Here is a 20,093-nt window from a genome sequence, read left to right on the forward strand (position 1 = left end):
CGCCGGCGCCGGCGGTCGCGCCCGCACCGCCGCCGGCCCGCGCGCCCGCGGCCGCCGACACCCACGAGGCGCTGATCCGCTCCGGCAAGTTCGACGCGATCCGCACCGCGGTGTTCGCGTCGATGAACATGTCGGCGGCGCTGATGAAGACGCGCGACGAAGTGCGCGTGGGCATCGAGCAGGTGGCGGCGCACACGGTCGAGCGCGAGCGCCTGAAGATCACGGCCGGCGAGCAGGTGCTGATCGTCGACGCGATCCTGAACGACATGTTCGGCGTCGGGCCGATCGAGCCGCTGCTCGCCGACGAAACAGTCACCGACATCCTCGTCAACGGGCCCGACCAGGTCTACGTCGAGCGCGCGGGCCGGCTCGAGCTCACGTCGCTGAAGTTTCGCGACGACGCGCACGTGACGAGCGTCGCGCAGCGGATCGCGGCGGCGGTGGGCCGGCGCGTCGACGAGAGCAGCCCGATGGTCGACGCGCGTCTCGCCGACGGCAGCCGCGTGAACGTCGTGCTGCCGCCGATCGCGATGCGCGGCCCGTCGATCTCGATCCGCAAGTTCGCGAAGCGCGACATCACGCTCGCGCGGATGGCGCATCAGGGCAACATCTCGCATCCGATGCTGCAGGTGCTGAAGGTGGCGTGTTTGTGCCGGCTGAACATCGTGATCTCGGGCGGTACCGGCTCGGGCAAGACGACGATGCTCAACGCACTGTCGCAGCACATCGAGCAGCACGAACGGATCGTGACGATCGAGGACGCCGCCGAGCTGCAACTGCAGCAGCCGCACGTCGTCAGTCTCGAGACGCGGCCGGAGAATACCGAGGGGCTCGGCGGAATCTCGCAGCGCGACCTCGTGCGCAACGCGCTGCGGATGCGGCCCGATCGCATCATCCTCGGCGAGATTCGCGGCCCGGAGGCGTTCGACGTGCTGCAGGCGATGAACACCGGTCACGACGGCTCGATGACGACGATCCACGCGAACTCGCCGCGCGACGCGATCAGCCGGCTCGAGAGCATGGTCATGATGGCGAACGCGAACCTGCAGCTGCTGTCGATCCGGCGCCAGATCGCGAGCGCCGTACACCTGTTCGTGCAGGTCGAGCGGATGCGCGACGGCGTGCGGCGCGTCACGCGGATCACCGAGATCGTCGGGATGGAGGGCGAGGTGGTCATCACGCAGGACCTGTTCGCGTTCCGCCAGGAAGGCGACACGACGCGCGACGCGGTCAAGGGCGTGTTCGACGCGTCGTCGCTGCGGCCGGCATTCGCGCCGCGCGCCGCGTATTACGGCGTCGAGGACGCGCTTGCCGAGGTATTCCGCCAATGAGGGCCGCCGACCTGTTCGCGGCAGGCGCGTTCGTCGTGATCCTCGCGATCGGGCTCGCGCTGTCGTCGCTGTTCGATCGCGCGCGCCGTACGCCGGCGCAGCGCATTCGCGAGCGGATGCTGCACCTGTCGCCGTTGCTCGCGGGCCGCGACGGGGGCGCGGCCGACGGGGCCGGCGTCGCGCTGTTCAATCTCGAACGCCGGCAAAGCCGCGTGCGCACCTGGCTGCAGCGCTATGTGACGCGCGTGCGCGCGGTGGGCGGCGAAGCCGGCATGCGGATCGTCGTGGCCAGCACGATCGCCGGCGCGATCGCGGCGATCGTCGCGGTGAAGCTGATCGGGCCGCCGGGCTTCCTGCGTCCGCTGATCTGCATCGGGCTGCCGCTGCTCGCGATGCGCGCCAGCTACCGTTCGCTGATCGAGCGCTTCCGGATCCGTTTTCTCGAAGCGTTCCCGGACGCGATCGACCTGATCGTGCGGGCCGTGCGCGCGGGCATTCCGGTCACGCAGGCGATCAGCACTGTCGGCGACGGCGCGGCCGAGCCGGTGCGCTCCACGTTCCGCACGATGGGCGACAGCCTGCGGGTCGGTGCGGATCTCAAGGACGTGCTCACGCAGGCGGCGGACCGGCTGATGATCGCGGACTTCTCGTTCTTCACCGTCTACCTGCTGCTGCAGCGCGAAACCGGCGGCAGCCTCGGCGAGACGCTCGACGAACTGTCGAGCATCATCCGCACGCGTCGCGACATCCGCCTGAAGACCCGCGCGCTGACCGCCGAAGGGCGGATCACGACGAAGATCATTTCGGCTGTGCCGTTCGTGATGATCGGCGCGCTGTTCCTCGTGAACCGCCCGTATGTGATGCTGCTGTTCACGACGCACGCCGGCAATACGATGCTGACGATCGCCGCCGGGCTGCTGACGGTCGGGCTGCTGTCGATCCGCAAGATCTCGAGACTGGATACCGCGCGATGACGATGTCGATGCTGGCCGCCCGCGGCCTCGAACTGCTGCTGTTGCTCGCCTGCGTCGGCGTGGCGCTCGGCATGCCCGGCGGCGGCACGCGCCGGCGCATCGCCGTGCGCGTGCAGCTGGCGGCCGGGCAGCGCGCGCCGTCGCTCGCGGCGGGGCGGCTGCAGCCGGACGAGGTCCGCCAGGGCCTGACGCGGCGGCTCGCGCAGCTCGGCGAGCGGCTGCCGGTGCTCGACCCGATGCAGCGCGTGAAGCTCGGCCTGCAACTGGCGCGCGCGGGCTTTCGCGACCGCCGCGCGGTGTCGTCGATGATCGGCATCAAGCTGAGCTGCGGCGTGCTGTTCGCGGGCGTGGCGATCGTGTTCAGCCCGTACATTCCACGGCTCGGCGAATACTTCGTGATCCGCGCGCTGGCGATGATCGCTGCGTTCGTGATCGGCGTGATCGTGCCCGAGTACGTGCTCGGCGCGATGATCCGGCGGCGGCGGCGGATCATCGCTGCGTGCTTTCCGGACGCGCTCGACCTGCTCGTGATCTGCACGATGGCCGGCAACAGTCTCGCTTCGGGCATCAGGCGCGTCGCGCACGAACTGGCGCGCATCTGCCCGCCGCTCGCCGACGAGCTGACGGTGTGCGCGGACGAACTGACGCTGAGCGGCAACGTATCCGCGACGCTCACGCATTTCGCGACGCGCGTCGATTTCGCGTCGGCGCGCTCGCTCGCGACGACGCTCACGCAGTCGCAGCGGTTCGGCACGCCGATCACGCAGGCGCTGCGAACCCTGTCGCGCAGCGAGCGCACCGAGCAGATCGTCGCGCTCGAGGAAAAGGCCGCGAAGCTCGCGCCGAAGATCACGCTGCCGATGATGCTGTTCATCCTGCCGACGGTCGGCCTGATCGCGGCGGGGCCGGCGGCGATCCGCCTGCTCGAGGTATTCAAATGACACGATCCGTCGTACGCATGTTCGCGCTCGCAGCCGTGCTGCCGGTTCTGGCCGGCGGCTGCGGCGCGCCGGGCGTCCAGACGCGGCCGGTGCTGTCCCACAAGAGCGACGACCCGCAGGCCGAACTGCGCATCGCGGACAGCGCGCTCGCCGGCGGCAACGTCGATCTCGCGTCGACGCTGTACGAGAAGGTGCTCGCGAAACATCCCGATTCGCTCGCGGCGCGGCTGGGGCTCGGCGACGTCAACTATCGCGCCGGCGACCTGGAGCGCGCGCGGATCCTCTACGACGAAGCGCAGCGGCAGTCGCCCGCGGAGCTCGGCCCGCGGCTCGGGCTCGCGCGCGTCGCGTTGCGGCAGCGCCGGCTCGACGAGGCCGCGCAGCGCTATCGCGACCTGCTGGCCGCGCAGCCGAACCATCCGCTCGCGGCGGAAGGGCTCGGCACCGTGCTCGACCTGCAGGGGCGCCATGCGGATGCGCAGGCCGTGTATCGCGACGCGCTGCGCGCGCACCCGGACGCGCAGGGGCTGCGCATCGACCTCGGGCTGTCGCTCGTGCTGAGCAACCGGCCGCGCGAGGGCGTGAACGTGCTGCTCGACGTCGCGGGGCTGCCCGATGCGCCGTGGCAGGCGCGCCAGAACCTCGCGTTCGCGTATGGCGTGCTCGGCAACACCGATTCGGCGAAGAAGCTGCTGTCCGCGGATCTGCCCGCGTCGGCGGTGGCCGACAACCTGCGCTTCTACCAGGCGGTGCGCGCGCGGCTCGCGTCGCGCGGGGCTGCCGGCAGCGCGCCGCCGCTGTCGGGCGCGGCGCTGGAGCCAGGTGTCGCGCCGCCGGGAGCGGGGGCCGCAAAATGACACGCGGGGCGATGGGCGCCCGCCGCGCGCGCGGCGTCGTGTCCCTCGAGTTCGTGATGATGCTGCCGTTCCTGCTGATGGTACTGATCGGCATCATCGACACGAGCCTGATCTTGTGCGACAAGGCCGTCATCACGAACGCGAGCCGCGAGGCCGCGCGCGCCGGCGTCGTGCTGCGCGTGCCGATGCTGACCACGACGCAGATCGCCAACGTCGCGCAGACCTACATGCAAAACAGCCTGATCACCGGCGGTACCGCGACGACGCCGACCGTGACCGTGACCCAGGCGAACGGCACGACGTCGGGCACCGCGCTGACGGTGACGGTGACCTACACGTATTCGGGGCTGGTGCTGGGTTCCGCGTTCAGCGCGCTGACCGGCCCGGTGACGGTCTCGGCCACCTCGGTGATGCTCTATGAGTGACGCGGGCGACACGCGCGCTCCCGGCCCCGTGCGGCAGCGCGGCTCGGTCGCGCTGTTCTTCCTGCTGTTCCTGATTCCGCTGCTGTCGTTCGGCGCGCTGGCGATCGACATCGCGTGGGTGGCCACGGTGCGCAACCAGTTGCAGAACGCCGCCGACGCGGCCGCGCTCGCGGGCGCCGACGCGATGATGTCGCCGAGCGGCGGTGCGCTGAACTGGTCGCAGGCCGCGCCGGCGGCAAACGGCGTGATCGCGCAGAACTCGGCGGCCGGCGCCGCGCTGTCGACCGGCACGGTGACCACCGGCTACTGGAACGTGACGCGCAGCCCCGCATCCATGCAGGCGACGACCATCACGCCCGGCTCGTACGACGTGCCGGCCGTGCAGGTCACCGTGTCGCGCGCGCCGGGCGTGAACGGCGGCTCGATTCCGCTGCTGCTCGGCGGGCTGCTGGGGATTCCCGGCGCGTCCGGCAGCGCGACCGCGGTGGCGGTGCTGGCCGCGCCGGGCGGCGTGGCGGCCGGCGGACTGTTTCCGGTCGCGATCGACCAGTGCGTGTACAACCAGTACTGGAACGCGGCGACCAACCAGCCGCTGATCAATCCGTTGACGGGCTTGCCGTACGAGTTCTCGATCACGAACGGCCAGACCTACGGCACGCTGTGCATGGGCGGGCAGTGGACGTCGTTCCTGTCGACGGCGACCGACACGACGACGATGGGCGGGCTGATGGTGACCGGCAACCCGACGACGCTCAATATCGGCGACAGCATCTACCTCGCGACCGGCGTGAAGGCGACGCTCTACACGTCGGTGCCGGTGGGCACGACGGTGGTGCTGCCGGTCGTCACGCAGACGTCGACCAGCACCTACGTGCCGATCGTCGCGTTCGCGGCGTTCCACATCGACGTGTCGCTCGGCGGCACGTACAAGTACATCCAGGGCCACTTCGTCGCCGGCGTGAAGATGACCGGCGTCGCGACCGGCGTCGGGCCGTACTACGGCGTGTACGTGCCGCCGCGGCTCGCGCTGTGAGCGCCGGACCGCGCACGGCGCAGCAGCGCGAGGAGGGCGGCGAGCGTCACGGCCGGGCCGATCTGCGGTAGCAGCAGCCACGGGTTCAGGTATTCGTAGAGCGGCAGCGCCCACATCAGCGCGATCGTGGCCTGCTCGCCGCGCAGCCAGCCGTCGCGCCAGCCGATTGCCAGCATGCACGCGATCGCGATGCCGAGCCACGCGAGCTCGTAATGCCACACGTACGGGTTCGCCGTGAGCGTCGCGACCGCCAGCACCGCCACGCGCACGCGGGTGTCGCGCGAGCGCACCCATGCGATGCACGCGGCAGCGATCGCGATCGCCGCGACGCCAGCGTGCGCGGCATACGCGGCGCCGAGCGGCAGGCCGGCGAGGCGGAACGCCGCGAACGGCGTCGGCGACGCGAACCAGAACATCACGCCATGCTCGAGAATGAGCGCCCGCGCGAGCCCCGTGTTGGCGACGAACAGGCGCAGCGACTCGACGCCGCATACCAGCACGCTCAACGCGCCTAACGCGGCGGTGGCGAGCGCGGCCCATGCGATCGTGCGCCACGCGCGCGCGGCGACCAGCACGAACGGGAACAGCAGCGCCATCTGCGGCTTGACCGACAGCAGGCCGATGCAGAGGCCGGCCCACATCGGCCGCCGGTCGGCCCAGTAGACGGCCAGCGCCGCGCACGATGCGGTCAGGAACGCGTTCTGCCCGAGCATCGCGGTGACGAACACGCACGGGGCGCCGACCAGCGCGAACGCGCCGACGCGCCGCACGCCGGGCGTCGCGCCGAGGCCCGACACGCGCCACGCGGCGAACCCGAACACGACGATGCCGAACGCGACGAACAGCGGATAACCGATCGCAAAGGGCAGCAGCGCGAACGGCGTCACGAGCAGCAGGTAGGTGGGCGGGTACAGCCACGCGACGAGGCCTTCGCCGCGGAAATACGGGAACATCGCGGCCGCCAGCCGCGAGAAGGTCGGGAAATCGTACGCCTGCCATGGCGCGCCGTGCAGCATCACGTACGACGCCGACCAGAACACCGAGTAGTCGGCACCTGGGCTCGCGATGGTGGTGCCCGGCGTGTAGCGGATGACGTACGCCCAGATCGCCAGGAACAGCGCGTGGAACACGAGCACGAACGCGCTGTACGTGACGACGCGTCGGGGCGTCAGCCACGCGCGGACGGGGCGCTCCGCCGAGCGCGTCGATTGCCGGGGAATGTCCATGCGACGCGTGCCGGTTGGTTACTTGACGGAGATTTTCCTGGCGCCGTGGCCGGCGGCCGCGGGCGTCGCCGTCCGGCGGCGGGCCGCGTGCGCGCGCTTGAGCGGGAACTGCAGCAGCTTCGACGCCGGATGCGCGGCGGCATCCCGCTCGGCGCGGTAGCGCCACCGCACCAGATAGACCGGGCGCTGCTTCGACTCGTGATACACGCGGCCGAGGTATTCGCCGATCACGCCGATGCCGACCAGCTGGATGCCACCGATGAACAGCACGACGGAAATCAGCGACGCGTAGCCGTGCACCGGGTTGCCGAACAGCAGCGTGCGCACGACGATGAACGTGCCGTAGACGAGCGCGAGCATCGCGAACGCGAGGCCGATGTAGGTCCACACGCGCAGCGGCACCGTGCTGAAGCTCGTGATGCCTTCGAGCGCGAAGTTCCAGCGCCGCCACCCGGAGAATTTCGAACGACCGCCGCTGCGCGGCGCGCGCGTGTATTCGATGATCTCGATGCGAAACCCGACCCACGCGAACAGGCCTTTCATGAAACGCCGCCGCTCGGGCAGCGCGCGCAGCGTGTCGACGACCTGACGGTCCATCAGCCGGAAATCGCCGACGTTCTCCGGCATCTCGACTTCGGAGAGCCGGTTGTGCACGCGGTAGTAGAGCGCTGCGGCCAAGCGCTGCATCAACGGATCGCACATGCGGTCGGTGCGCTTCGCGGCGACGACCTCGGCGCCCGCGAGCCAGCGTTCGACCATCGCGGGAATCAACGCGGGTGGGTCTTGCAGGTCGGCGTCGATCAGGATCACTGCGGCGCCGGCCGCTTCGTCTAGGCCGGCGGTGAGCGCGGCTTCCTTGCCGAAGCGGCGCGTGAGATCGACGACGCGCACGCGCGGGTCGCCGGCCATGACCTCGAGCAGCCGGTCGAGCGTGCGATCGCGGCTGCCGTCGTTGATGCAGACGATCTCGAAGCGGACCGTGTCGACCGACTCGAGGACGGGCAGCGTTTCGGCAAAGAACGCATCGATCGTTTCGTCTTCGTCGTGAAACGGCACGACGAGCGAGACCAGCGGCTTTCTGGCGTGCGTGGGCATGCGTCCCCCCGAGAGATCCGGCCTGCGCTGCACCGTATGGATTCGGTTGTCGTCCATCGCAGGCCGGACGACAGGCGTTACGATCATTGTAGGCAGAAATCGACGATTCGTAATACCGATGCGCGGGTTGTGCAGCGGGTTGTTTTACCGTCGAGCCACGGTTCGCCGACGGCCGGCCGGGCGGGCGCGCGGACGCCGGGGCGAGGTTTTCGATGTCGAAGGAGATCGCGATGCAAGTTCAGGACCTGACCGGCGCGGCGCTGGACTACTGGGTGGCGCTGGCCGAAGGCCTCGGCGCGCCGTGCGTTGCCGGCGGCGCATGCCGGGCGATCCGCGAGACGGGCGGCGCGAGCGTGTCGTTCGCGCCGTCGTCTACGTGGACGGACGGCGGCCCGATCGTCGAGCGGCTGCCGTTCGCCGCGTTCGAGCGCGACGGCGGGCACGGCGCGTGGCGGGCCGTGCTGCACCGCGCGGTGCCGGCCGCCGGCGAGCGCTGCACGTTCAACCAGTCGGGGCCGACGCTGCTGGTCGCCGCGATGCGCACGCTCGTCGCGTCGACCTTCGGCGACGACGTGCCGGATCTCGACATGTCGAAACCGCGCTGAGCATGGTTCGTCGCGTTGCGGCGCCTCCTGCCTTCTATCAGGCAGACAGATTCCGGATCGCGATCGACGCGACGTCGACGCGCCGCGGCAGGATCGCATCCGCCGCCGCGCGATCGGCGACGCGTTGCAGCACGTCGATGTCGGCGTCGCTGAGGCCGCGTTGCGCGAGCGCGGCGCGGCGCGCGATGTCGGCGGCCGCGTCGGGCGGCAGGCGCGTCAGGGACGCATAGACGCGCGCGTAGTCGGCCGGGTGCGCGAGCGCCCATTGGCCCGCGCGGGTCAGCCGTGCGAGCACGTCCGCGAGCGCAGCGCGTTTCGCGCGATCGTCGAGCGTGTCGACCGGCGAGGTGAGGAACGCGAGCCCCGAATTGATGCCGCTGCCGTCGCGGACGATGCGCGCGCCGCGTCGCACCGCATGCCCGTAGTACGGGTCGAAGGTCGCCCAGATGCCGATTCGCCTGGCCTCGAACGCGGCGAACGCATCGACGGGCAGCACGAAACGCACGTCGACGTCGCGCGGCGCGAGGCCGTGTTCGCGCAGCGCGCCATACAACTGGTATTGGGAGATGCTGCCGCGCGCGGACGACACGACGACGGTTTGCCCTTTCAGGTCGGCGACGGTGCGGACCGGCGAGTCGGGCTGCACGACGATGCCGAGCGACGCCGGCGAGCCGACGCGCGTCGCGACGATCCGCAGCGACGGATCGCCGAGCGCGGCCGTCAGCACGGGCAGGTCGCCGGCCGGCGCGAGATCGATCGCGCCCGCGCGCTGTGCCTCGAACAGCGGCGCGGCGCCCTGGAAATTGGCCCAGCGGAACCGGTACGGCGTGCCGTCGAGCACGTGCGCGGCTTCGGCCAGCGCGCGCAGGCCGCCGGCCTGGTCGCCGAGCACGAGCGTGACGCCCGACAGGTCTGCGCCGGCCGCGCGGGCTGGCAGTGCGACGCCGCCGGCGAGCGGCGCGGCGGCGAGGGCGGCAAGACGCTGCAGCACGCGGCGGCGTGCCGTGGCGGGAGACGGGTTCATCGGCGGCATATCCTCGGTGATCCGCGCGCGTGCGGCGCGGCTGCCGGGCAGGTTACGGAATCGGGTTCCGGCCGACAAACATCGAATCGTGAAATGCATATTCGCGCGGTGACGGCCGGGGCGGCCGATCGTGACGCCCAACGCCCAACGCCCAACGCCCGATGCCCAACGCCCGATGCCCGATGCCCGATGCCCGATGCCCGATGCCCGATGCCCGATGCCCGACGCCCGACGCCCGACGCCCAACGCGCGGGCGGCTTATGCGGCCGGCGAAACCGTGCGCAGGAATGCCCGCACCGCCGGCGCCTTTTCGAACCGCCGGTGCGCGAGCGCGAGTTCCGACATGATCGGCTTGCCGGCGATCGGCCGGTACACGACGCCCGGCAACGACACGCAACCGGCCAGCGCATCGGGAATCACGGCGACCCAGCCGTTCACGGACACGCACGCGAGCACCGCGAGCAGGCCGCCCGGCCGTGCGGCGATCAGCGGCGCGAAACGGCCGCGGCGCGCGACTTCGAGCGTGCCGAGCTCCTGTTCCGGCACTGCGAAGCGCGCGTCGGCGAGGTCGGCCGCGCGCACGGCCGCCATCGACGCGTAGCGCGAATCGGCCGGCACGGCCGCGACGAACACGTCGCGCTGCAGCGTGACGATCCGCAGGCCGCCGGGCAGCGGCAGCGGCGGGCGCACGTACGCGAGGTCGAGCCGGCCCGCGTCGAGCTGGTTCGCGACGTCGTCCATCGGCACTTCGCGCAGGTTCAGCTCGATGCGCGGGTGCGCGGCGCGGAACGCGCCGACCGTGCGCTGCAGCGTGCCCGAATAGACGGCGGACGATACGTAGCCGATCTCGATCCGGCCGAGTTCGCCGCGCTCGGCCAGCGCGGCGAGTTCGCGGCCGCGCTGCAGGTGCTCGAACGCGGCGCTCGCCTCGGCCAGATAGGCTTCGCCGGCCGCGCTCAGCGTGACCGCGCGGCGCGACCGGTGAAAGAGCCGCACGCCGAGCACGCGTTCGGCTTCCTGGATCTGCCGCGTGAGCGCGGGCGGCGCCATGTCGAGCGCGTCGGCCGCGCGGGCGAAATGCAGGTGCTGCGCGACGCTCAGGAATGCGCGCACGTGACGGAATTCGAGCCGGTCCATGATTGCAATTTTCGTCAATAAAACAGTATTGGAGTGTCAATGACAGGCAATACCGGGCAAGCCTAGCATACGGCTCGTTCATCCTGCTTCGGAGTTGCCGATGTCCCAATCCTCCCCGGCGTCGCGCGCGGCCACCGCCCCGCACGCGGGCGCCCGCATGCCGGCTGTCGCGACGCTCGCCGTCGCGTCGGCGACCTGTTCGCTGATCGTGCTCGACACGAACGTCGTCGCCGTGTCGCTGCCGAGCATCGCGCGCAGTTTTCATGCGAGCTTCGCCGATATCGAATGGGTCGTCAGCGCGTACATGACCGCATTCGCCGCTTGCCTGCTGCCGGCCGGCGGGCTCGCCGACCGCTTCGGGCGCAAGCGGATGCTCGGCGCGGGGCTCGCGCTCTTTTTCGTCGCGTCGCTTGGCTGCGGCGTCGCGCCGTCGGCCGGCTGGCTGATCGCCGCGCGCGCGCTGAAGGGCGGCGGTGCAGCGCTGCTGCTGACGGCCGCGCTCGCGGTGATCGCGAACCGCTTCCCGGATGGCCGCGAACGGGCGCGCGCGTGGGCGATCTGGGGGATGTGCATGGGGATCGCGACGGCGATCGCGCCGCTCCTCGGCGGCGCGATCACGCAATGGATCGGCTGGCGCTGGGTGTTCCTGTTGAACCTGCCGGTGTGTGCGCTGCTGGCGGTTGGCGCGCGCGTCGCGATCGACGAATCGCGCGATCCGCACGCGAAACGCGTGGACATGGCCGGCAGCCTGCTGTTTGGCGCGGCGCTCGCGTACGCGATCGCGGCGCTGATCGGCGCGCCGTCGCACGGCTGGCTGTCGGCCGTGACGCTCGGCCGGCTCGCGCTCGCCGCCGCGCTGTTTGCCGCTTTCATCGGCGCCGAGCGCTGGCAGGCGCGGCCGATGATCGATCTCGCGCTGTTCCGCCAGCCGCGTTTCGTCGGCGCGGTGCTCGCGATGTTCGGTTATGCGGCGTGCGCGCAGGTGATGATGACGTTCCTGCCGCTTTACCTGCAGAACGCATTCGGGATGTCGGCGATCGATGCGGGCCTCGGGATGCTGCCGTTCGCGTTCGCGATGATCGCCGGGCCGTCGCTCGGCGCGGCGCTCGTCGCGCGCGTGTCGTCCGGCGGCGTGCTGGCGGGCGGGCTCGCGCTGATCGGCGCGGGCAACCTCGCGACCGCGGCGCTGACCGCCGGCGGCGACTACCGGCTCGTCGCGATCGGCATGTTCGTGACGGGCTGCGGCGCCGGCATCATGAACGGCGATACGCAGAAGGCGATCATGGCGTGCGTGCCGCCGGACCGCACGGGCATGGCGTCGGGCATCAGCACGACGACGCGCTTCTCGGCGATCGTGACGGCCGTCGGCGTGCTCGGCGCGGTGCTGGCGTCGAGCACGCACGCGCGGCTCGATCGCCTGCTGTCCGCCGCGCCGGGCCTGCGCGCGTTCGCCGACGCGCCGTTCATGTCGAGCCTGCTGGCCGGCGATCTGGCGCAGGCGCTCGACCGCGTGCCGCAGTCGGCCGCCGGCGCGCTCGCACGGGCGGCGCCCGTCGCGTTCGCGAGCGGGTTCGCCGATGCGCTTATCGTGAGCGGCGTGCTTGCGCTCGTTGTGTCCGTCGTTGCATACAAGTTGCTTGCGCAACCGATGCGCGATGCGTAGCGAGGGGATTTAGGCATGTTTGATGATCTCGCGCCACGGTTGATGCCACATTCGGCGCGCGCGAGTTGGCCCGCGTCCATGCAATTCGCGCTGATCTTCCCCAGTGCCGCCTGCTGGCGCATTGCCTGTCGCGTATTGCCGTGCTGCTTCGCGTAGTCGATCTGCGTCCGCAGCGCGCGGATGCGCGTCGCGCAATCCCGCGGTTCAGTGCGATTTCGTCGTGTGGCGCTGATGACGCGCGGCGCGTGCGACGAGCGGCCGGCGCGAGGCGCGGCAGTGCGTTGCCTTGCGTGCTCGCGGCGAACGCAGCGGCTCGGGCGCGGGCGTCGCCGGTACGGTTGCGGCCGCAACCGCCGCAACCGCCGGCAGCGCGGCCTCGGCGTCGAGCCAGCCGCGCGTCGCTTCGGCGATCAGCCCGCGCAGCCAGCTCACGCCCTCGACACACGAACCCGATTCGTTCCACGTCATCCGGTACACGATATCCGGCGGTTCGGCCGGCAGCGCGACGGCGGCGAGCGGCAGCAGCTTCGCGTAGTGCCGCGCGAGCCGGTACGTGGTGGTCAGGATCATGTCGGAGCGCACGAGCGCATGCGCGGCGAGTTCGAAGTGCGGCAGCGTGACGACGATCCGACGCTGCAGCCCCACGCGGTCGAGCTGCCGATCGATCGCGCCGGACGCTTCGAGCCACGACGGCGTCGGGCACAGCTGCGGCGCTGCCGCGAAATCGGCGGCCGTGATCGCGCCGCGCCGCGCGAGCGGGTGCGTCGCGCGCATCAGGCATACGACGCGGTCGTCGAACAGGTCGTCCTGCCGGAACCGCGACGAGCGGGCCGGGCGATTGTCGATCACGACGTCGAGTTCGCCGTCGGCGAGCGCGCGCTCGTCGTCGAAGCCGTCGCCGAGCGGATGGAACACGAGCTGCGCGTTCGGCGCGCGCTCGCGGAACAGCGCGACGAGCTTCGGCACGAACAGCACGTTCAGATAGTCGGGGCAGCCGATCCGGTAGGTGCGCACCGACGTGCGCGCGTCGAATGTCGGTTGCTGGATGCGGATGAAGTCGATCACGCGCAGCGCGTTGCGCAGCGGTTCGATCAGCCGCGCGCCGAACTCGGTCGGCACCATCCCGTAGCGGCCGCGCACGAGCAGCGGATCGCCGAGCAGCGTGCGCAGGCGCTTGAGCGCGGCGCTCGTCGCCGGCTGCGACATGTTCAGGCGCACGGCCGCACGCGACACGGTGCGCTCGGTCAGCAGCACGAGCAGGATGCGCATCAGCCGCGCATCGAGAACGTCGAGCACGTCCGTGGCGGCGGACGCGTCGCGGGGCGGGGCGTTCGGGGCTAGCGGGTCCCGCATGCCGATACGCCTCCCGGCGGCACAGAGCTCGAGCGCGACGCGGCAGCCGGCCGGCGGTACGTCATTTTGCGAAGGTTCCCGGCCAGCCGACGATCTGCTTCGGACGCGGCGGCGCATACGTGCGGACCTTCGACGTCTTCAGTTTCAGGCGCACCAGCGACTCGGCGAGCGCGACCGCGGCCGATACGCCGTCGACCACCGGCACGCCCGTGCATTCCTCGATCTGCCGGTCGAGGCCGGCCATTCCGCCGCAGCCGAGGCAGATCACTTCCGCGCGATCCTCCTTCACCGCGCGCTGCGCCTGGCCGACGATCGACTCGATCGCGCGGGCCGGGTTCTCCTCGAGTTCGAGCACCGCGAGGCCGCTCGCGCGCACCGACGCGCAGCGCGCGTCGAGCCCGGCGAGCTTCAGGCGATCCTCGATCAGCGGCACCGTGCGGTCGAGCGTCGTGACGACCGAGTAGCGATGCCCGAGCAGCATCGCGATGCTCGCGGCCGCTTCGGTGATGTCGACGACGGGCACCGTCAGCAGTTCCTGCAGGCCTTCGCGGCCGTGTTCGCCGTAGCCGGCCTGGATCACCGCGTCGTACGGCTCGTCGTAGCTCAACACGCGATCCATCACGGCGATCGCCGCGAGGTAGCTCTCGAAGTTGCCTTCGACCGACTCCGCGCCGAAGCGCGGCGTCAGCCCGACGATCTCCGTGCCGGGCGACGCGGCGGCCTGCGCCTGCGCGGCGATCGCGTCGGTGATCGACTCGGTCGTGTTGACGTTGACTACCAGGATCCTCATCGGGCACTCCGTATGCGTGGGTTCAGTGTTGCGCGCAGGCGACCGCGATGTGTTCGCCCGAGCGCTCGTCGTATTGCCGTTTGCGATCGGCCAGCAGCCAGTACACGCTGCCCGCGATGGCCGCGCCGAGCAGCCAGGAGAACGGCGTCATCGCGCTGAAGGCCGGCACGACGGCGAGCGTGATCGAGATCAGCGCGGACGGCACGAGCGCCGCGAGCGCCTTGCGGTTCACGCCGCGCGTGTAGAAATAGGCGCCGGTCGGCGCTTCGGTATAGAGATCGGGCACGTTCACGCGCTGCTTGCGCACGAGCCAGTAGTCGACCGTGATGATCCCGTACAGCGGGCCGAGCAGCGCGCCGAGGCTGGACAGGAAGTAGACGATCACGATCGGGCTGTTGTACAGGTTCCACGGCAGGATCAGCACGGCGATCGTCGCGCTGATCAGGCCCGCGCGGCGGAACGACAGGCGGTGCGGCGCGAGGCTCGTCAGCACGAAGGCCGGCGCGACGAAGTTCGCCATGATGTTCACGGCGACCGTCACGATCAGGAATGCGAGGCAACCGAGCACGAGGAACAGCTTGTTCGGCACCGTCGCGATGATTTCCGTCGGGCTGTGGATGATCTGGCCGTTCAGCTTGAACTGCGCGCCGGCGAGCACGAAGCTGATCGTCGCGAACACGAGGATGTTCACCGGCAGGCCCCAGAAATTGCCGACCCTGACCGTCTTCGCGCTCGGCGACGCGCGGGCGAAATCGCAGAAGTTGAGCACCAGCGTGCCGTAGATCGCGAGCCACAGCGAACCGCCCGCGAAGATCTCCGTCCACATCTTCACGCCGGTCATCGGCTTGCCGATCGACATCGCGAGATGGCCGCCGGTGCGGCTGAACATCCACGCGGCGAGCGACAGCGTCGTGACGAGGATCACCGGGCCGGCGAGCCCCTCGTACTTGCGGACCATTTCCATCCCGTACGTGAGGATGCCGATCTGCACGAGCCAGATCGCGACGAACGTGATCCAGCCGAGCGTCGACAGCCCGAAGATCGCGTTCTGGTCGAATGCGGCGAGGCCCGGCCAGATCGCGATGAGCAGCACACGCAGCACGACGGACGCGAGATAGGTCTGGATGCCGAACCAGGCGATCGCGATCACCGCGCGGATCATCGCGGGCAACAGTGCGCCATAGATGCCGAAGCTCATCCGGCTGATCACCGGGAACGGCACGCCGGTCTTCTGGCCCATGTATCCCGTGAGGTTCATGAAGCAGTACACGAGCACCGCGCCGATCGCGAGCGACGCGAGCATCTGCCAGCCCGACAGGCCGAGCGCGAACAGCCCGATCGCGAACGAGTAGTTCGCGATGTTGTGCACGTCGTTGGTCCACAGCGCAAAGATGCTGTAGCGGCCCCAGGTCCGGCCCTCGGCCTGGGTCGGCGCGAGGTCGGGGTTGTGCAGCCGCGGGCTCAGCGCGGGGGCGCGCGTGGCCGTGTCGATTCGATGCGATGCGTCGTCCGCGCCGAGCACGAGGCCCGGGCGGTGAGTGGCTTCCAGTTGCACGCCGTTGTCTCCTTCCATGTGCGGGGCGCGAAACCTGCAGCGTGTACACGCTGAGCCGGCTCGGCCGCCGTGGACCTTATGTCTCGGATTTGTTCGCGAGTATGGGTGGCCGGCGCACTGATGGGAAATTAAATATTCGGCTGGGCGTCATTTGAAAAATGAATGGGGCGCGTTCATCGTCGTCGGCCGTGCGCGGCACGCGAATTGCTCGCCAGCGGGCTCCATCCACATCGACATCAGCGGAGGTGTCATGCAGCGATATTCATTTCGTCATGTATCGCGAGCCGTCTTCGCCGGCATCCTGATCGCGGGCCTGGCGGCAGGCGCGGGTTGCCAGAAGAAGAGCGACAGCGGCGGCGCGGCGAGTTCCGAATCGAGCGCAACGGGCGGCATGTCGGCCGCGCCGTCCGCTGCACCGTCGGGCATGCCGGGCAGCGCAGCGGCCGGAAGCGGTGCCGACAGCGGCGCGAGCATGCCGGGCGCGGCCTCCGCGCCGGGCGGCGCGAGCGGCGGCTGACGGGCGGTTGACCGGTTGGGCGGTCGGCGCGCAAGCCGCGCGCGGGTGCGCCGTTTGCTTGTGGAGTGCCGTGCGAGTCTCGCACGTGCGCCGGGCGGCGCGCGTGCGCGTGGCCGTGCGCATGAAAGATTTGCAAGGACCGTTGTAGCGATTCCCGGACCGGCGGCGACAGCTCGAGCCGGCGCACGCCGGCCGCCGCGACCGTTGGCAGCCCTTACTGCGGGCCCAGTTCCTGTGCCGACGTATCGGCGTCGTTGCCCTGCGCGACGAGCACGTGAATGTCGTTCGGCGTCACGTCGCCGATCCCGCCCGACGGAATCGTCACGAGCAGCCAGTCGGCGTTGTTGTTGATGGTGACCGGCGCGGTCTTGAGGATCGGCGCTTTGCTGCCGGCCGTCGTGACGATCACCTGGTAGCTGCCGCCGTTCAGGTAGATCGAATCCTGCGTCGATGCCGGCACCGCGTTCTGGTAGGCCGCGCCGGCCAGCGTCGGGCTTTGCGCCGTGATGTCGGTGCCGGGCGGAACTACGTACACGTCGACGTTCTGTGCGTTCGGCGATGCGTTGAAGCTGCGCACGCGTGCCTTGTCCGACAGCAGCCCCTTGTTGTATGGATCGTCGATCATGGCGATCGGCGACGACGTGCTCGGCAGCGCGATCGTCGTGTAGTGATGGCCGTTCGCCGCGCTGAACGATTGCGCGGCGACCGTCGTCGTCGTGCCCGAGACGTCGTAGCTGGCGTTCTGCGTGCCCGAGTCGATGTCGTGATAGCGCGTCACGCCCTTGTACGCGACGCTCGACTGGTCGATCTTCGCATTCAGGTAGTAGTCGAGATTCGGCCCGGCCGGCACCGCATTGATGAAGCGTGCCTGCGGCTTCGAGATGCCGAGTTCGGTGCCGACGTCGTTGCCGTCGCCGCCGCATGCCGCGAGCACGGAAATGACGGAGCACAAGGCTACCAGTGTTCGTATCGATTTCATGTCGTCCTCTCGTTCAGGGAACCTGCAGGCGATGCGGGACCGCCGCGCGAAGGATCGCGCGGTGCGCAGCGCCGGTTGCGGGAAGGATGCCGGCCGCCGGGGAGGCGGGCGCGAGGACGGCGCAAGCAGTGTGCCTGCGCGGCGGAGGACGACGAATGAAGGCGAGAAGCGCGCACGCGCCGCGGTGGCGGCGTGCGCGGTGCAAAGCGGAGGCGTGGGGCGGGCCGCGCGACAGGCGCGGTTGTAAAAAGGACAGCGTCGCGGTGGGCGACGCGATGCGTCAGCGGTTCACGAGCCTGGCCGGATACGCGAGCGCGAGTGCGCAGCCGACCAGCATGCATGCGGCGAAGCCGTACAGGCCCGCGCTTTGCGAATGGAACGTGTCGCGCAGCCAGCCGATGAAGTAGGTGCTGCCGAACCCGCCGAGGTTCGCGATCGAGCACGCGAACGCGATCCCGCCGGCCGCGGCCGAGCCCTTCAGGAACGTCGAAGGCAACGCCCAGACAACCGGCATCGCGGCGGCCGCGCCCGCGTTGATCAGCGAGAACAGCAGTACCGTCCCGAGCGTGCCGTGCGGCGACGAGGCAGCGATCGCCAGCGCGACGGCCGACACCATGAACGGCACGACGATATGCCAGCGACGTTCGCGCGCGCGATCCGAGCTCGCGCCGCAATAGAGCGTGGCGAGCACGGCCGCGGCATTCGGGATCACCATCAGCCAGCCGATGTGATACGCGTCCTTCACACCGGTGTCGCGCAGGATCGTCGGCAGCCAGAAGCTCACCGCATACAGGCCGAGCAGCACGCACAGGTCGATCAGGCCGAGCGCCCACACCTTCGGGTCGGAGAAGGCCTTGCCCAGCGCGTGGCTCTTGTTGCCGGACGGATCGGCGTCGAGATTCGCGCGCAGCGCCCGCTTTTCGTCGGCGTTCAGCCATTGCGCGGATTCGATGCCGTTAGGCAGCCAGCGCAGCACCGCGAAACCGAGCAGCACCGACGGAAGCGCTTCGAGCAGGAACAGCCACTGCCAGCCGCCGAGCCCGTGCGCGCCGTCGAACGCGCGCATGATCCAGCCGGAGATCGGGCTGCCGATCATGCTCGACAGCGGCAGGCCGACCATGAACAGCGCGACGATCCGCGCGCGGCGCGCATCGGGATACCACTGCGTCAGGTACAGCAGCACGCCCGGCAGGAAGCCGGCTTCGGCGGCGCCGAGCAGGAAGCGCACGATGTAGAACTGCATCGGCGTGTGCACGAACATCGTCGCACCCGACAGCAGGCCCCACGTGATCATGATCCGCGCGATCCACAGCTTCGCGCCGACACGCTGCAACACCAGGTTGCTTGGGACTTCGAACAGGATGTAACCGGCGAAGAACAGGCCGGCGCCGAGCCCGTACACGGTATCGCTGAACTTCAGCGCGTCGAGCATCTGGAGTTTCGCGAGCCCGATGTTGATGCGGTCGAGATAGGCCGCGAAGTAGCACAGGCAGAAGAGGGTGATCAGGCGCAGCGTGACCTTGCGATAGAGATTGCCGTGCAGCGCGTCGTCGGGGGAAACGGCGGCGCTCGGGTGTGCGGTAGACATGGGATTGCCCCTGTTCGAGTGTGTCGGATGAATGGGTGGCCGATCGACGCGGGCGGACGTTCCGCCGCGCACTGGAGTCTGTATATCACGGCAATTAAATAGCGTACACACTAGAAAATACCGAATCGCACAGGCATGAAATCGGCCGCCTGGAGGCAAGCATTTTGGCGAGAAAAACCGTGCTTTCAACGAGGTTTTGTATGACCGAAAACGCGTGTTGAAATGATCGGGGAATACGCGTGAGCATGCACAAAATTCGTGCGTATGCGCTCAAAATTGGAGTGTGTGCGCGAAAGCCCGCCGCAGTGCGCAAACCCGCGTGCGGCAGCCGGTTCGAACGCTCGGGGCCGGCCGTCTCGGCGACGGCGCCGGCCGGCGATCGGCCGCTGTTGGGCGATCGTCAGGTGCGAGGGCGCCGGGTGCGGCGAATCCTGATGCACCGCAATGAAGCGGCGGCCCGGCCGCCGGTTGCGCCGAATTGAGGGTGTACACTGCTTGTCTTTCATCTACATGCGGCACGGGCCTGCACTTTCATGGCGTCTTCGAAGGATTCCTACGACTTTCACGACCAGGTCGGGCACCTGCTGCGCCGCGCGTATCAGCGGCACGTATCGATCTTCCAGGAAGCGATCCCCGATTCGGATCTCACGGCCGCGCAGTTCGTGACGCTGTGCGCGGTCAAGGAACGCCAGGCGTGCTCGCTGAACGACATCGTCAAGGCGACCGCGATCGACCAGGCGACGATTCGCGGCGTCGTCGAGCGCCTGAAGACGCGCGCGCTGATCGAGGTGCTGCCCGACCCGAACGACGGTCGCAAGCTGATCGTGCGCGCGACCGCGACCGGCCTCGCGCTGATCGACCGCACTGTGCCGTTCGCACGGCAGGTGACCGAGCGCACGTACGGCACGCTCAATCCGGGCGAGCGGGTCGCGCTGCAGTTCCTGCTGCGCAAGATGATGGAAGAAGACGGCGAAGCGTGATGCGCACGCGGGGCGCCGGC

At 69.7% G+C, this 20,093-nt stretch carries 19 protein-coding genes and 1 pseudogene; 10 read left to right on the plus strand and 10 right to left on the minus strand.

The annotated features are described in order from the left end of the window. The 6 genes from OEJ37_RS33850 to OEJ37_RS33875 form a co-directional block, all read left to right on the plus strand. On the plus strand, positions 1–1,331 hold a 1,331-nt coding region (locus tag OEJ37_RS33850; protein WP_263349346.1), incomplete at its 5' end, for a CpaF family protein. Further along, complete coding sequence (locus OEJ37_RS33855) at positions 1,328–2,305, plus strand: type II secretion system F family protein (protein ID WP_174420397.1); 978 nt, start codon at positions 1,328–1,330, stop codon at positions 2,303–2,305. The genes OEJ37_RS33850 and OEJ37_RS33855, both read left to right, overlap by 4 nt. Then, on the plus strand, positions 2,302–3,246 hold the full coding sequence (locus OEJ37_RS33860) for a type II secretion system F family protein (RefSeq protein ID WP_174420398.1): 945 nt from the start codon (positions 2,302–2,304) through the stop codon (positions 3,244–3,246). Before OEJ37_RS33855 ends, OEJ37_RS33860 begins: the two co-directional genes overlap by 4 nt. Continuing rightward, positions 3,243–4,103: a tetratricopeptide repeat protein gene (locus OEJ37_RS33865; protein WP_263349348.1), complete on the plus strand. Its 861-nt coding sequence runs from the start codon at positions 3,243–3,245 to the stop codon at positions 4,101–4,103. The genes OEJ37_RS33860 and OEJ37_RS33865 overlap by 4 nt, the downstream gene beginning before the upstream one ends. Next, positions 4,100–4,528 (plus strand): TadE/TadG family type IV pilus assembly protein, encoded by a 429-nt coding sequence (locus OEJ37_RS33870; RefSeq protein ID WP_263349350.1) that lies wholly within the window; start codon positions 4,100–4,102, stop codon positions 4,526–4,528. The genes OEJ37_RS33865 and OEJ37_RS33870 overlap by 4 nt, the downstream gene beginning before the upstream one ends. Then, positions 4,521–5,561, plus strand: a complete 1,041-nt coding sequence (locus tag OEJ37_RS33875; RefSeq protein WP_263349351.1) for a TadG family pilus assembly protein — start codon at positions 4,521–4,523, stop codon at positions 5,559–5,561. The genes OEJ37_RS33870 and OEJ37_RS33875 overlap by 8 nt, the downstream gene beginning before the upstream one ends. On the opposite strand, the gene OEJ37_RS33880 is transcribed toward OEJ37_RS33875, so the two are convergent. Then, the gene (locus OEJ37_RS33880) at positions 5,525–6,787 is read right to left on the minus strand and encodes a glycosyltransferase family 87 protein (protein WP_263349353.1); all 1,263 of its coding nucleotides are present in this window, start codon (positions 6,785–6,787) and stop codon (positions 5,525–5,527) included. The two genes, OEJ37_RS33875 and OEJ37_RS33880, sit on opposite strands and share 37 nt — an antisense overlap. A gap of 18 nt (positions 6,788–6,805) precedes the next feature. Then, positions 6,806–7,882 carry a glycosyltransferase family 2 protein gene (locus OEJ37_RS33885; RefSeq protein WP_263349355.1) on the minus strand — a complete coding sequence of 359 codons (1,077 nt, stop codon included), beginning with the start codon at positions 7,880–7,882 and terminating at the stop codon, positions 6,806–6,808. Between the two features lie 230 nt (positions 7,883–8,112). Here OEJ37_RS33885 and OEJ37_RS33890 point away from each other — a divergent pair, with 230 nt between their 5' ends. Beyond that, the gene (locus OEJ37_RS33890) at positions 8,113–8,487 is read left to right on the plus strand and encodes a DUF2591 domain-containing protein (RefSeq protein WP_263349356.1); all 375 of its coding nucleotides are present in this window, start codon (positions 8,113–8,115) and stop codon (positions 8,485–8,487) included. Positions 8,488–8,524: 37 nt separating this feature from the next. Here the strand turns inward: OEJ37_RS33890 and OEJ37_RS33895 are convergent, their stop codons facing one another. Together OEJ37_RS33895 and OEJ37_RS33900 are read right to left on the minus strand one after the other, a co-directional pair. Further along, positions 8,525–9,511 carry an ABC transporter substrate-binding protein gene (locus OEJ37_RS33895; protein ID WP_263349357.1) on the minus strand — a complete coding sequence of 329 codons (987 nt, stop codon included), beginning with the start codon at positions 9,509–9,511 and terminating at the stop codon, positions 8,525–8,527. 258 nt (positions 9,512–9,769) lie between these two features. Next, entirely contained in the window at positions 9,770–10,648 is an 879-nt protein-coding gene (locus OEJ37_RS33900; RefSeq protein WP_174420406.1) for a LysR family transcriptional regulator, read from the minus strand. Between the two features lie 100 nt (positions 10,649–10,748). Between OEJ37_RS33900 and OEJ37_RS33905 the strand changes: the two genes are divergently transcribed. Continuing rightward, entirely contained in the window at positions 10,749–12,311 is a 1,563-nt protein-coding gene (locus OEJ37_RS33905) for an MFS transporter (protein WP_263349360.1), read from the plus strand. A 110-nt stretch (positions 12,312–12,421) separates the two neighbouring features. Here OEJ37_RS33905 and OEJ37_RS33910 read toward each other — a convergent pair. The 4 genes and pseudogenes from OEJ37_RS33910 to OEJ37_RS33925 form a co-directional block, all read right to left on the minus strand. Further along, positions 12,422–12,544: pseudogene (locus tag OEJ37_RS33910) on the minus strand (DUF1090 family protein); the annotation flags it as partial. Next, positions 12,516–13,664, minus strand: a complete 1,149-nt coding sequence (locus OEJ37_RS33915) for a LysR family transcriptional regulator (protein WP_263349361.1) — start codon at positions 13,662–13,664, stop codon at positions 12,516–12,518. The gene OEJ37_RS33915 and the pseudogene OEJ37_RS33910, both read right to left, overlap by 29 nt. Before the next feature lie 61 nt (positions 13,665–13,725). Next, positions 13,726–14,454 carry an aspartate/glutamate racemase family protein gene (locus OEJ37_RS33920; protein WP_263349363.1) on the minus strand — a complete coding sequence of 243 codons (729 nt, stop codon included), beginning with the start codon at positions 14,452–14,454 and terminating at the stop codon, positions 13,726–13,728. A 22-nt stretch (positions 14,455–14,476) separates the two neighbouring features. Continuing rightward, the gene (locus OEJ37_RS33925) at positions 14,477–16,027 is read right to left on the minus strand and encodes an NCS1 family nucleobase:cation symporter-1 (protein ID WP_174420409.1); all 1,551 of its coding nucleotides are present in this window, start codon (positions 16,025–16,027) and stop codon (positions 14,477–14,479) included. A 232-nt stretch (positions 16,028–16,259) separates the two neighbouring features. Between OEJ37_RS33925 and OEJ37_RS33930 the strand changes: the two genes are divergently transcribed. Continuing rightward, on the plus strand, positions 16,260–16,526 hold the full coding sequence (locus OEJ37_RS33930; protein ID WP_175917755.1) for a hypothetical protein: 267 nt from the start codon (positions 16,260–16,262) through the stop codon (positions 16,524–16,526). Between the two features lie 214 nt (positions 16,527–16,740). On the opposite strand, the gene OEJ37_RS33935 is transcribed toward OEJ37_RS33930, so the two are convergent. Next, positions 16,741–17,505 carry a DUF4397 domain-containing protein gene (locus tag OEJ37_RS33935; protein WP_263349366.1) on the minus strand — a complete coding sequence of 255 codons (765 nt, stop codon included), beginning with the start codon at positions 17,503–17,505 and terminating at the stop codon, positions 16,741–16,743. A 280-nt stretch (positions 17,506–17,785) separates the two neighbouring features. After that, positions 17,786–19,093: an MFS transporter gene (locus tag OEJ37_RS33940; RefSeq protein WP_174420412.1), complete on the minus strand. Its 1,308-nt coding sequence runs from the start codon at positions 19,091–19,093 to the stop codon at positions 17,786–17,788. A gap of 533 nt (positions 19,094–19,626) precedes the next feature. On the opposite strand from OEJ37_RS33940, the gene OEJ37_RS33945 reads away from it, so the two are divergent. After that, the gene (locus OEJ37_RS33945) at positions 19,627–20,073 is read left to right on the plus strand and encodes a MarR family winged helix-turn-helix transcriptional regulator (RefSeq protein ID WP_152863749.1); all 447 of its coding nucleotides are present in this window, start codon (positions 19,627–19,629) and stop codon (positions 20,071–20,073) included. The last annotated feature ends 20 nt before the right edge of the window (positions 20,074–20,093 follow it).

Source organism: Burkholderia sp. BKH01 (assembly GCF_025685725.1).
GTDB lineage: Bacteria > Pseudomonadota > Gammaproteobacteria > Burkholderiales > Burkholderiaceae > Burkholderia > Burkholderia pyrrocinia_C.